This window comes from Kitasatospora sp. MAA19 (assembly GCF_029894125.1).
GTDB lineage: Bacteria > Actinomycetota > Actinomycetes > Streptomycetales > Streptomycetaceae > Kitasatospora.
This window is the reverse complement of record NZ_JARXYZ010000042.1, coordinates 16,840-28,903: the sequence shown is the minus strand read 5'-3', so window position 1 is coordinate 28,903 and position 12,064 is coordinate 16,840. Positions and strand designations below refer to the sequence as shown.

The 12,064-nt window shown below is 73.5% G+C and carries 13 protein-coding genes; 8 read left to right on the top strand and 5 right to left on the bottom strand.

Features of this window, described 5'->3' with window-relative positions:
- Positions 1-57: 57 nt before the first annotated feature.
- The 5 genes from P3T27_RS36250 to P3T27_RS36230 all read left to right on the top strand — a co-directional run bounded on the left by P3T27_RS36250 (position 58) and on the right by P3T27_RS36230 (position 3,869).
- A complete protein-coding gene (locus tag P3T27_RS36250) occupies positions 58-888 on the top strand; it encodes a tryptophan 2,3-dioxygenase family protein (RefSeq protein ID WP_280685569.1) in 831 nt (276 codons plus the stop codon).
- 14 nt (positions 889-902) lie between these two features.
- The gene (gene kynU, locus P3T27_RS36245; RefSeq protein ID WP_280685568.1) at positions 903-2,129 is read left to right on the top strand and encodes a kynureninase; all 1,227 of its coding nucleotides are present in this window, start codon (positions 903-905) and stop codon (positions 2,127-2,129) included.
- A 72-nt stretch (positions 2,130-2,201) separates the two neighbouring features.
- Entirely contained in the window at positions 2,202-2,837 is a 636-nt protein-coding gene (locus P3T27_RS36240) for a TetR/AcrR family transcriptional regulator (protein ID WP_280685567.1), read from the top strand.
- On the top strand, positions 2,834-3,283 hold the full coding sequence (locus P3T27_RS36235) for an SDR family oxidoreductase (protein ID WP_280685566.1): 450 nt from the start codon (positions 2,834-2,836) through the stop codon (positions 3,281-3,283). Before P3T27_RS36240 ends, P3T27_RS36235 begins: the two co-directional genes overlap by 4 nt.
- An 88-nt stretch (positions 3,284-3,371) precedes the next feature.
- Entirely contained in the window at positions 3,372-3,869 is a 498-nt protein-coding gene (locus tag P3T27_RS36230) for a hypothetical protein (protein ID WP_280685565.1), read from the top strand.
- A gap of 127 nt (positions 3,870-3,996) precedes the next feature.
- Here P3T27_RS36230 and P3T27_RS36225 read toward each other — a convergent pair whose 3' ends face one another.
- The gene (locus P3T27_RS36225; protein WP_280685564.1) at positions 3,997-5,457 is read right to left on the bottom strand and encodes a choice-of-anchor A family protein; all 1,461 of its coding nucleotides are present in this window, start codon (positions 5,455-5,457) and stop codon (positions 3,997-3,999) included.
- 262 nt (positions 5,458-5,719) lie between these two features.
- On the opposite strand from P3T27_RS36225, the gene P3T27_RS36220 reads away from it, so the two are divergent.
- From P3T27_RS36220 to P3T27_RS36210, 3 genes are all read left to right on the top strand, one after another.
- The gene (locus P3T27_RS36220) at positions 5,720-6,427 is read left to right on the top strand and encodes a 4'-phosphopantetheinyl transferase superfamily protein (protein ID WP_280685563.1); all 708 of its coding nucleotides are present in this window, start codon (positions 5,720-5,722) and stop codon (positions 6,425-6,427) included.
- Positions 6,428-6,567: 140 nt separating this feature from the next.
- A complete protein-coding gene (locus tag P3T27_RS36215) occupies positions 6,568-7,050 on the top strand; it encodes a DUF2269 family protein (RefSeq protein WP_280685562.1) in 483 nt (160 codons plus the stop codon).
- Positions 7,051-7,115: 65 nt separating this feature from the next.
- Positions 7,116-7,952 carry a helix-turn-helix transcriptional regulator gene (locus P3T27_RS36210; protein WP_280685561.1) on the top strand — a complete coding sequence of 279 codons (837 nt, stop codon included), beginning with the start codon at positions 7,116-7,118 and terminating at the stop codon, positions 7,950-7,952.
- A gap of 7 nt (positions 7,953-7,959) precedes the next feature.
- Here the strand turns inward: P3T27_RS36210 and P3T27_RS36205 are convergent, their stop codons facing one another.
- The 4 genes from P3T27_RS36205 to P3T27_RS36190 all read right to left on the bottom strand — a co-directional run bounded on the left by P3T27_RS36205 (position 7,960) and on the right by P3T27_RS36190 (position 12,016).
- A complete protein-coding gene (locus P3T27_RS36205) occupies positions 7,960-8,469 on the bottom strand; it encodes a hypothetical protein (RefSeq protein ID WP_348534192.1) in 510 nt (169 codons plus the stop codon).
- A 328-nt stretch (positions 8,470-8,797) separates the two neighbouring features.
- The gene (locus P3T27_RS36200; protein ID WP_280685560.1) at positions 8,798-9,715 is read right to left on the bottom strand and encodes an amidohydrolase family protein; all 918 of its coding nucleotides are present in this window, start codon (positions 9,713-9,715) and stop codon (positions 8,798-8,800) included.
- Entirely contained in the window at positions 9,712-11,346 is a 1,635-nt protein-coding gene (locus P3T27_RS36195) for an acyl-CoA dehydrogenase family protein (RefSeq protein ID WP_280685559.1), read from the bottom strand. The genes P3T27_RS36200 and P3T27_RS36195 overlap by 4 nt, the downstream gene beginning before the upstream one ends.
- Complete coding sequence (locus P3T27_RS36190) at positions 11,330-12,016, bottom strand: TetR/AcrR family transcriptional regulator (RefSeq protein WP_280685558.1); 687 nt, start codon at positions 12,014-12,016, stop codon at positions 11,330-11,332. The genes P3T27_RS36195 and P3T27_RS36190 overlap by 17 nt, the downstream gene beginning before the upstream one ends.
- Between the last annotated feature and the right edge of the window lie 48 nt (positions 12,017-12,064).

The following is a 12,064-nucleotide window of genomic DNA, read 5'->3' as shown; positions in this document are numbered from 1 at the left end:
GCCGTCCGCCTGGTCGCCGGTCCGGGCGACGCACCCGGGTGGATCAGGAGGCACGGGATGGGGCACGACACGGTGGAGACACCCGACCTGTCGTTCGGTCGGCACGGGGAGCCGGGTCGGGGCACCCCGTACGCCCGCTACGTGTGCCTGGACGAGCTGCACAGCCTGCAGCGTCCGCAGAGCAAGGAGCCGGCCGAACTGTCGTTCATCATCACCACGCAGGTGATGGAGCTGCTGTTCGACCTGCTGCGGCACGAGTGGACGCTCGCCCAGCGGGCGCTGCGCGAGGACGACCTGCCCGCCGCGCTGGCCGCGCTGCGGCGCGGCACCCAGGCGCAGGACGTGCTGGTGAAGTCCTGGGACCTGCTGGCCACCATGACGCCGCAGGAGTTCAACGCCTTCCGCTCGGCGTTCGGCCAGGCCTCCGGCTTCCAGTCCTCGGCCTTCCTGCACCTGGAGTTCCTGCTCGGCAACAAGAACGCCGCGCTGCTGACGATGTACGACGGGATGCCGCAGACCCAGGCCGAGCTGGCCGAGGCGCTGCGCTCCCCCGGCCTGTACGACGACGCACTGGCCCTGCTGGCCCGCCGCGGCCTGCCGCTGCGCCCGGAGCCGTCCGAGCAGCGCTACCGCGCCGACGAGGAGGTCGCCGAGGCCTGGCGCCTGGTCTACACCGACCCGGAGTACGCCGCCCTGCAGCCGCTCGGCGAGGCGCTGCTGGACGTCGCCGAGCGGGTCACCCACTGGCGCCAGCGCCACCTGTCCGCGGTCAAGCGGACCATGGGCGGCAAGCCCGGCTCGGGCGGCTCCAGCGGCCTGAGCTGGCTGCGCAAGTCCGCCGAGCAGGACGTGTTCCCGGAGCTGTGGACGATCCGGGACGAGCTGTGAACGAGGGGATCGGCATGATCACGCGCGAGGAGTGCGCGGCGCTGGACGCCGTCGACCCACTGGCGGCGTTCCGCAAGGAGTTCGCCCTGCCGGAGGGGGTGGTCTACCTGGACGGGAACTCGCTCGGCGCGCTGCCGGTGCGGACCCCGGAGCGGGTGCGGCAGGTGGTCGAGGAGGAGTGGGGCCGGGAGCTGATCCGCAGCTGGAACGACGCCGGGTGGTTCGAGCAGCCGTACCGGCTGGGACGGCGGATCGCCCCGCTGATCGGCGCCGAGCCGGAGGAGGTGGTGGTCTGCGACACCACCTCGGTGAACCTGTTCAAGGTGCTGGTCGCCGCCCTGCGGCTGCGCCCGGGGCGGCGCACCGTGCTGGGCGACGGCGAGGCGTTCCCGACCGACCTGTACATCGCCGAGGGCGCCACCGGCCTGGTCGAGGGCGCGCGCAGCGTGCTGATCCGGCCGGAGGAGCTGGACCGGCACCTGGACGGCGACGTCGCCGCGGTGGTCCTCTCGCAGGTGGACTACCGCACCGGCGAGCTGCTGGACCTGCCCGGGATCACCGCCCGGGTGCAGGCCGCGGGCGCGCTGATGATCTGGGACGTCTGCCACTCGGTGGGCGCGCTGCCGGTCGAACTCGGCGCGGCGGGCGTGGACTTCGCGATCGGCTGCACCTACAAGTACCTGAACGGCGGGCCCGGCTCACCGGCCTTCCTGTACGTCGCCGGAAGGCATCTGGCGGCCGGTCCGCGGCAGCCGCTGAGCGGCTGGTTCGGGCACGCCCGCCCGTTCGCCTTCGAGCCCGGGTACGACCCGAAGCCGGGCGTCGGACGCTTCCTGACCAGCTCGCCCTCACTGCTCGGCCAGGCCGCGCTGGGCGCCAGTCTGGACGTCTGGGAGCGGGCCGACCTGGCCGCCGTCCGGACGAAGAGCCTGGCGCTGACCGACCTGTTCATCGGCCTGGTCGAGGGCCTGGACGGGATCGAGGTGGCGACCCCGCGCGAGCACGCCCGACGGGGCAGCCAGGTCGCGCTGCGGCACGCCGACGGCTATCCGGTGGTGCAGGCGTTGATCGAGCGCGGCGTGATCGGGGACTTCCGCGCACCGGACCTCATGCGGTTCGGCTTCACCCCGCTGTACCTGTCGTACACCGAGGTCTGGGACGCGGCCCGGCAGCTGGCCGAGGTGCTGACGAGCGGCGAGTGGCGGGCGGAGCGGTTCTCCCGCCGGGGCGAGGTGACGTAGCCGGAGCCTTCCGGGGTGCGGCGCCGGGGGTGCTCCTCGCCGTTAATAATGTGCAGCATTGACGTTGCGGGCATGGCGAGGACATCGGCGGGCCACGAGACCCGCGAGCGGCTGCTGCGGGCGGCGGAGGAACTGTTCGCCACCCGAGGCGTGGAAGCCGCCCTGACCAGGGACATCACCCGACTGGCCGGACAGAGCAACCCGTCCGCCGTGCAGTACCACTTCGGCTCCCGCGAGGGCCTGCTCGACGCGATCATGGCCGACCGCCAGGAACGCACCGAGCAGGCCCTCGCGCCGCGCCTGCCCGCACTCGCGGACGCGGACCTGCCCGGGCTTCTCGACGCCCTGGTCGCGGCCGAGGCCACCGAACTGCACACCGACCAGGGCCGGCGCTGCCTGCGGATCTCCGCCCAGGTCAGCCACAGCAGCGGGGTCCGCACCCGGACCCCGCACCCCACGCTGGCGGGCGGCGGCTACTGGCGGCTGATCGAACTGGTCGAGGACCGGATCGCCGCGCTGCCGGAGCCGATCCGGCTGGAGCGGATCGACCTGGCCCTCACCCTGATCGGCGCGGCCCTGGCCGACCGGGCGCAGCAGCACCTCACCGGGTCCACCCCGCTGACCGACGAGGAGACCTTCCTCGCCGACCTGGTGACGATGTCCGCCGCCATGCTCTCCGCCCCCACCCCCCAGAGGAGCGCGTCATGAACGACCTGACCGGCAAGACCGTCATCATCACCGGCGGCGCCCGCGGCCTGGGCGCCGAGGCCGCCCGGCTCGCCGTCGCGGCCGGCGGCAGCGTGGTGATCACCGACGTCCTGGCGGACGACGGCAAGGCCACCGCCGCCGAACTCGGCGACCGGGCACGGTTCGTACGGCACGACGTGACCTCGGAGCAGGACTGGCGGCGCGTGGTGGACTTCGCGGTGGCGGAGTTCGGCGCGGTCGAGCTGGGCACCGAGCGGATCCGGGTCAACTCGGTCCACCCGGGCATGACCTACACCCCGATGGGCCGGGTCGGCGAGGCGCCCGAGATCGCCACCGCCGTGGTCTACCTGCTCTCCGACGACGCCTCCTACGTCACCGGCGCCGAGCTCGCGGTGGACGGCGGCTGGACCACCGGCCCGACCGTCACGTACGTCATGGGGCAGTGACGCAGGTCATGCCCAGGTAAAGTTCGACCCTCATCATCGTTGGGAAAACTCCCCGCTGACTGTCCGTCAGCACCAAGGGGAGGCTTGCGTGAACATCGAACTCGGACCGCTCCAGCCCGAACCCTTCATGCTGGCCCTCGGGTTGACCCTGTTCTTCCTGGTCATGTGGACCCTCGGCCACGGCCTCCTCCCGCGCATCGAGCGAGTGAAGGCCGAGCGGTGGGACGCGACCGAGGGCCGCACCGAACGCGCGGAGGCCGTCCGCGCCGAGGCCGAGGCCGCCCACGACGCCGGCCGGCAGGAGCTCGCACAGGCCCGGCACGAGGCGTCCCGGATCCGGCAGGAGTACGCCGAGCAGGGCGCGGCCGCCGTCGCCGATGCCCGCGCGGAGGGCATCCGCGACCGGGACCGGCTGGTCTCCGCCTCGCACACGCGGATCGCCGCCGACCGGGCCGAGGCCGCCGACCGACTCCGGCAGGACGTGGGCGAGTTGGCCGTCACGCTGGCCGGCCGGGTGGTCGGCGAGCCGGTGCACGCCGTCGCCGCCGACCGCCGCACGGTGGACCGCTTCTTCGACTCCCACTGAGCCGCCTCCGGCCCCTCGCCCACCTTGGGCTCTAGCGGTCGTTGCAACACCCCAGCACGGCGCAGGCCGCCCGGTCGGGGTCGACGACGCGGGCGGCCTGGGCCGTTGTTCGCTGCTTCCTGGGGCCCTAGCCGTGGCGGCCGCGACGGCGGGCGGCCAGGACGGCGAGGCCACCGAGGCCGAGCAGGCCGACGCCGGCCAGGCCGAAGACCACCGGGGCGCTGCCCGCACCCGTGGAGGGCAACTCACCGCCGTGACCGGGGTGGTGGCTGGTCGGGTGACCGGTGGGGTGGTGGCTGGTCGGGTGGTGGCTGGTCGGGTGACCGGAGCTGGACGGACTGGCCGAGGGCGAGGTGGAGCTCGCGGTCGGGGACGGCGTCGGGGAGGAGGAGGGCGACGACGACGGTGACGACGAGGGGGAGGACGACGGGGAGGAGGAGGGCGAGGACGAGGGGGACGACGACGGCGAGGAGGATGGCGAGGAGGACGGCGAGGTCGACGGCGACGGGCTCGGCGACACCTTGCAGTCCGGCAGGTCCCCGTCGAACGGGTAGCTGTGGATCTCGTAGCCGCCGGTGCCGGTGTGGATCAGGTTGCCCGCGAGGTACACCCGGCCGTCCATGCCCGGCTGGGAGATGGTCGTGGTGCCGCCCGGGTTCCCGGCCATGACCGAGCCCTGGAACTGGGCGCTGCCGCGGATCTCGGCCGAGGTCGCGGTGGGGAAGTTCCACATCAGCTTGGAGCGCATCGCGGTGGTCTGGTCGCCGGGCAGCCCCGTGCCCGTGTAGGTGTTGATGACCGGGCTGTCCCCGAGCATGTTCACCACGACGGTGGCCCCGGCCGGGATGTTGTTGAAGACCAGTCCGATCTGCCCGCCGCTCGGCGAGGCGAGGTTCCGGGTGACGTTGAAGACCTGCTTCCTGCTGGTCCCGTCACCGGTGAAGGTCGCCTCGCTGTTGGTGACGTTGACCGTGCCGGTCGCGGTGGCCCGGCCGACGCAGTCGGAGACCTCCTCGATCTGGGTGAGCACCTCCTGGTACGGCGCGGCGGCGTTCGGGTCCTGGATCGACCGGCCGGTGGGGTCGATGTTGACCGTGCCGGAGACACTGCCGGCGTGCCGCAGGTTGCCGAAGGCCTGGCCCTTGGAGTCGCTGCCGCCGATCAGGATCCGGTTGCCGCTCCTGACGTCGACCCTGCCGCCGGTGGTCACGAAGTCGCTGCCGTTCGGCGGCACGACGCGCGAACCGACGCCCACGACACCCATGTTGTAGGCGCCGCCGCCCTGGCTCTTGTCGACGGTCAGGTTCCCCAGCGCGACGATCTTGCCCTCGACCTCGGCGGCGCGGCCGGTCACCGTGTAGTCGCCGCCGGTGAAGACGTTGATGCTGGCGTCCCGGCCGGTGAAGTCGCCGTTGTTCGGCGGCGGCCAGGTGGCCGGGCAGTCAGGCCCCGTACAGGCACCCAGCGGCGGGGCCAGCGGCGCGGCCGAACCGACCGTCAGCACGGCGGCCATCGGCAGCGCGGCGACGGCGGTCGCCACGGCGACCCGGACGGCCCGGCGGCCACGGGTGGCTGGTGTTCTGTTCACGGCGGTCGTTCTGTGATCCGGCGTACCGGTGCCCTGACCCATCGACACATTCCTCCGCGCATAGGAAAAGGAGCAGGCGCGCAAAACCTGCTAATTCGTACTATCTGCTGGCGATCTCACAGATCCGGCACATCAAACCTCACACCGGACGATTCCTACCCTGCAGATCCTCAGATCGGATTCGAAAACCAACCGAACGGCGCAGCGGCCGTCTCCACCCGACCCGGCCCCGCGCGGCGGCCGCGCCGGTTAGGTTGGGGGAATGACCTCCGAGGCCCAGGACCAGAGCACGCCGCTCGTCGCCGTCGCGCCCGCCGACGCCGTGCTGCGGCACCCCGAGGCGGGCGAGCACCTGCTCACCCCCGTCGAGCGCGAGCGCGCCGCGCGCTTCCGGCACGAGTCCGGGCGGATCGACTTCACCGCCGGCCACGTGCTGGTCCGGCTCTGCGCCGCCCGGCTGCTCGGGGTCCCGGCCGCCGCGGTCACGCTCGCCCAGCAGTGCCCGGACTGCGGCCTGGCGGACCACGGCAAGCCGTACCTGCCGGACCACCCCGGGGTGCATGTGAGCCTGTCCCACACCCGGGGCGTGGTCGCGGCCGGGGCCGGATTCCAGCCGGTCGGCGTGGACGTCGAGCTGGCCGCCCGCGGCGGATCGCTGGGCGCGGTCGCCCGCCGGGTGCTCTCCCCCGCCGAGCTGCGCCTGGTCGAGGCGGCGGCGGAGCCGGACCGGGCGTTCCTGCGGCTGTGGGTGCGCAAGGAGTCGCTGATCAAGATCGGGCGGGCCACCCTGGACACCCTGGCGTCCGTCGACCTCTCCGCCCTGCCCCTGGACGTCCCGCCCGGCGCCCCGCTGCGCAGCCGCCACCAGGACCTGCACCTGCTCGACTGGACCGACCCGGAGTACGGCGCCGCCGTCGCGGCGGTCAGCACCGCCGCGCCGCGGATCATCCAGCTGATTACGGCGGACTGAGCAGGTCGGGGCGGGCAGGACGGGACGGGGCGGGCGGCAGGCCGCCGGATAAGCGGTGTTAGCGTGCCTGGTCGCGGGCGCGTCGTCACCGGACGCCCGCCGAACCAGCTGCCCACCGCCGGATTAAGGGTGTCCCCGCCATGGCCAAGTTCCTGCTGAGCCTGCACGTCCTCGTGTCGGTCCTGTTCATAGGCCCGGTCGCGGTGGCCGTCAGCATGTTCCCGCGCCGGGCCAAGGCCGCGCTGTCCGGTGGGCCGGACCAGGCCTCGGACGCGGGCGTGCTGCGGGTCCTGCACCGGATCACCCAGGTCTACGCGCTGCTGGGGGTCGCCGTGCCGGTGCTGGGCATCGGCCTGGCCCAGGTGATGGACGTGCTCGGGCAGTCCTGGGTGATCGTCTCGATGGTGCTCACCGCGATCGCCGCGCTCTCGCTGTTGCTCTTCGTGCTGCCCGGGCAGCAGGCCGCGGTGGACGCGCTCGGCCCCGACACCCCGGACGAGCAGCACGCCAAGGCCGTCCAGGGCCTGCGGCTGCTGCCGATGACGGCCGGGGTGTTCAACCTGCTGTGGGCGGTGGTCGTGGTGCTGATGGTCATCCGGCCGGGGTCGAGCACCGGCGTCTGAGCCACGCCGCCCCAACCGGCAGGCCCTCTCCCGCGGCGCGGTCCCGGTCCAGTACCGTCCTGGCCATGACGATCATGGCGGGCATGGGCAGCCCGACGGGTACCGGAGTCGGCCCCCTGCTGCGCAGCTGGCGCGAACGGCGGCAGCTCAGCCAGCTGCAACTGGCCCTGCGGGCGGACTCCTCCGCCCGGCACCTCAGCTTCGTCGAGAACGGCCGGTCCCGCCCGAGCCGGGAGCTGGTGCTGCGGCTCGCCGAACACCTGGACGTCCCGGTGCGCGAGCGCAACACCCTGCTGCTCGCCGCCGGCTACGCCCCGCACTTCCCCGAGACGCCGCTGGACGACCCCTCGATGGACGCGCTGCGCGGCGGCCTGGAGCGGCTGCTCGCGGCCCACGACCCGTACCCGGCGCTGGTCGTCGACGGGAGCTTCCGGGTACTGGCGGCCAACCGCTCGCTCGGGCTGCTCCTCGACGGCGTCGCCCCGCACCTGCTGCAGCCGCCGCTCAACGCGATCAGGATCGCCCTGCACCCCGAGGGGCTGGCGCCGCGCATCGTGAACTACCCGCAGTGGCGGCGGCACCTGCTGGAGCGGATGGAGCACCGGATCGAGCTGGTCAGCGCCGAGTTGCTGCGGCGGCTGTACGAGGAGGTCCGCGGCTACCCGGAGCCGGCGGACGCCCCGGGCCCGGACGGGGAGCACGGGGAGAATACCGGGCTGTTCCCGTTCGCGCTGCCGATGCGGATCCGGCACGAGGGGCGGGTGCTGTCCTTCCTCTCCACCATCGCGACCTTCAACACGCCGCTGGACGTGACCGTCTCCGAGCTGGCCATGGAGACCTTCCTCCCGGCCGACGCGGAGACGGTGCGGTTCCTGCAGGCCGCCGTGGGCCCGGAGCGCTGACCCCGGTTCAGGCGCGGTTGTCCGCGCGGCGGCCCGCGCGGCCGTCGGCACGGCCGTCGGCACCGCCGTCGGCACCGCCGTCGGCACGGCTGTCGGCACGGCTGTCGCTCCGGCGCAGCGCGGTGAACTGCAGGACGGCGAACAGGGCCACCACCGCCGCCTGCGCCGGGATCCAGACGGCCCCGGCGGTGGTCGGCTCGAACCAGGCCGCCATCGCGACCAGGCTGAGCACCACCCAGGCCAGGTTGAGGTCGATCACCGTCTGCACGGCGAGCCGCGGCGGCCGGCGGCGGGCGGCCAGGGCGCCGACCCCGAGGGCGTAGCCGGTGAGGAAGACCCCGAGGTCGAGCAGGGTGGTCCGGCCGACCCCGAGCAGGTCGCCGACCGGGCCGGGGAAAGCCAGGTAGACCAGGCCGTTTCCGCCGGTGACCAGCGCGTCCAGGGCGAGTACGCCGCGCACCGTCCACCGCGAGAGGACGGAGCCGGGACCGACGGGCGTGAGGGCGTTCGCGGACATGGCGGATCAGCCTCCTGACGGGGGTGGGGCCCGGCGGTCGTGGCGCCGCCCGGGTCCCACCACCCTGCCCGCCCGGGCGCCGGGCGTCGATTACCCCGCAGGTAAGGACCGGTGCAGGCAAGGGCTGGCGCGGGCCGGGGCTGGCGCGGGCCGGGGCGGCCTGGACGGCCGGCTCCGCCAGCTTCCTCGCCGCCGCGCCCGGGCTGCACGCGGACGCGCTGGGGGCGCTGCGGGCGGTGCGGTGACCAGGTGATCAGTGGTGCGGCGACCGAACCAGGTGATCAGTGGTGCGATGATCAGGCGGTGCGGTGATCAGGCGGTGCGGTGATCAGCTCGCCGGGGCGAGCCCGAAGAGCGCGGCGGCGTTGTCGTGGCAGACGGCGCGCAGCCACTCCTCCCCCAGGCCCAGCCCGGCCAGCGCCTCCAGCTGGTGGACGTAGCGGTACGGGATGTTGGGGAAGTCGCTGCCGAGCAGGACGCGGTCCTGGAGAGCGCGCAGGCGCGGCAGTTCGGCGCGCGGGAACGGGTCGTCGGCCTCGACGAAGTCGGTGAACGCCATGGTGGTGTCCAACCGGACGCCCGGGTGGCGCTCGGCGAGGTCGAGGAAGTCCCGGTACTCGGACATCCCGAGGTGGGCGACCACCAGGACCAGCCCCGGGTGCCGGTCCAGCACCTCGCCGATCGGGCCGGGACCGGTGAACTTGCCCGCCACCGGCCCGGATCCGCAGTGGCTGACCACCGGGGTGCCGGTCTCGGCGAGCAGTCCCCAGACCTCGTCCAGCCGGCGGTCCGTCGGGTCGTAGCCGCCGACCTGCAGGTGCGCCTTGAACACCCGGGCGCCGTCCTCGATCGCCCGCGCCACATAGGCGGGCGCCTCGGGCTCCGCGAAGAAGGTCGCGGTGTGCAGGCAGTCCGGGGTGCGGGCGGCGAAGTCGGCGGCCCAGGAGTTCAGCCACGCGGCCATGCCGGGCTTGTGCGGGTAGAGCATCGACGTGAACGCGCGGACGCCGAACTCCCGCAGCCGCCGGACGCGTTCGGCCTCGGCCTGGCGGTAGGTGATCGGCCAGGGGCGGTTGATGAGCGGGCCGGCCGCGTCGAAGTACGCCCACACCTTGTCGAGGACGCTCTTCGGCATGAAGTGGGTGTGCACGTCGACGAGGCCGGGCAGGCCGAGGGCCTGCCAGAACGACCGGACGTCTGCCGCCTCGTCCACCTTGTCCACCTCGTCCACCTCGTCCGCACTCATGCGGGCACCGGGCGGGCGCGGTCGATGATCCCGGCGGTGTCGACGCCGGACGGCAGGGTGCCGAAAGCGGCGCCGTGGTCGCCACCGAGCCGGGTGGCGCAGAACGCGTCGGCCACCGCCGGGCTGCCGTGGCGGACCAGCAGCGAGCCCTGGAAGGCCAGCGCCATCAACTCGACCAGCCTGCGCGTCCGGTATTCCAGGTCGGTCAGGTCGGTGAGCTGCTTGCGCAGGTCCGCGACGGCCGCGTCCAGTCGGCGGTCCGCCCCGGCGGCCGCGTCGAGCTCACCGAGGAAGGCCTCGACCGTCTCCGGTCGTTTGGCCATGGCACGCAGCGCGTCCAGGGCGGCGACGTTGCCGGAGCCCTCCCAGATCGACACCAGCGGCGCCTCCCGGTAGAGCCGAGGCATCCCGGACTCCTCGACGTAACCGTTGCCGCCCAGGCACTCCAGCGCCTCGGCGGCGTGCGCCGGGCCCCGCTTGCAGACCCAGTACTTGGCCACCGCCAGGCCCAACCGCCGTACCAGCGTGGCGGTTTCGTCCCCGGCCAGGGCCAGGTCGGTGGTCTGGGCGAGCCGCATCGCGACGGCGGTGGCCGCCTCGGACTCCACCACCAGGTCGGCGAGCACGTTGCGCATCAGCGGCTGGTCCACCAGCAGCCTGCCGAACGCCCGCCGGTGCAGGGTGTGGTGAACAGCCCGGGTGGCGCCGTACCGCATGCCGGAAGCGGCGCCGATGGTGCAGTCCAGGCGGGTCATGTTGACCATCTCGATGATGGTCGCCACCCCGCGGCCCTCCTCGCCGACCAGCCAGCCGACCGCGCCGTCGTACTCCACCTCGGCGGAGGCGTTGGACTTGTTGCCGAGCTTGTCCTTGAGGCGCATCAGGTGCAGGCGGTTGCGGCCGCCGTCGGGCAGGACGCGGGGCAGCAGGAAGCAGCTGAGCCCGCCCGGCGCCTGGGCGAGCGTCAGGAAGAGGTCGGACATCGGCGCCGAGGTGAACCACTTGTGGCCGGTCAGCCGGTAGGTGCCGTCCGCGTGCGGGGTCGCGGTGGTGGTGTTGGTGCGGACGTCCGAGCCGCCCTGCTTCTCCGTCATCGACATGCCGGCGATCAGCCCGCGCTTGGTGCGCGGCTCGCGCAGCCCGAAGTCGTACGTGGTGGCGGCCAGCAGCGGCTCCAGCTCGCCCGCCAGGGTGGGGTTGGCGCGCAGGGCCGGGACGGACGCGTAGGTCATCGAGATCGGGCAGGTGTGGCCGGCCTCGACCTGGCCCCAGACGAAGAACTTGGCGGCGCGGGCGGAGTGGGCGCCGGGCCGCTCGTCCCGCCAGGGTGCGGCGTGCAGGCCGTACGAGACGGCGGTGCGCATCAACTCGTGCCAGGCCGGGTGGAACTCGACCTCGTCGACGCGGTGACCGAAGCGGTCGTGAGTGCGCAGCACCGGCGGGTTCTCGTTGGCCAGCCGGCCCCACTCGGCGGCCTGCTCGGAGCCGGCCAGGCGGCCGAGTTCGCGCAGTTCGGGCTCGGCCCAGCCGGCGCCGGCCCGGTGCAGGGCGGCGAGCAGGGTCGGATCGGCGGCGGTGTCGTGTCCGTACGGCAGGGGCACCTGGTTGGTGACCTCATGCGTCGCTGTCATCGCGTCCTCCCAGGGCACGCAGGGTGAAGGAGACCAGGGCGGGGACCACGTCGGTGGTGACCGCGCTTTCGGTGGGGGCGGCCGTCTCGGTGCTTTTGGCCGTGTCGGTGGCTCTGGTGGTGCTGGTGGCTCTGGTGGGTGCGGCCGCGAGTGGGCCGGCCAGGGCCTCGCCGACCGCGCCGACCAGCGCGGCGGCGGTCAGCACCGGGTCCTGCTCGGGCAGTTCGCCGCTCGCCACGGCGGCGGCGATCTCGGTGGCGATCACGTCCCGGAACGCCCGGCGGAACACCAGGCGCTCGCCGTCCACGACCGCGTCGGCCGGTTCGACCAGCAGCGCGTACGCCAGCCGGGGCGCGCGCAGGGCGCGGGCCGCGAAGGTCTCGACGACGGCGGCGATCCGCTGCCGGGGAGTCTCCCGGAGGGCGACGGCCGCGTTGACGGCGGCCATCTCGCGGGTGACCACCCGGCGGAACAGCTGCACGGACAGCTCGGCCTTGTTGGCGAAGTGCTGGTAGAGGCTTCCGGTGGCGATCCCGGCACGGTCCGCCACGGCGGCCATGGTGCAGCCGCCGTAGCCGCGCTCGGCGAGCAGCAGGGCGGCGGCCTGCAGCACCGTCTCGCGCTGGGCATCCAGGCGGGCTTGGACGGCGGGGGTGCGTCGGTAGGCCACGGAAATATTGAAGCACTGATTCACTACTTCGGGGAGGGGGTCGGACCG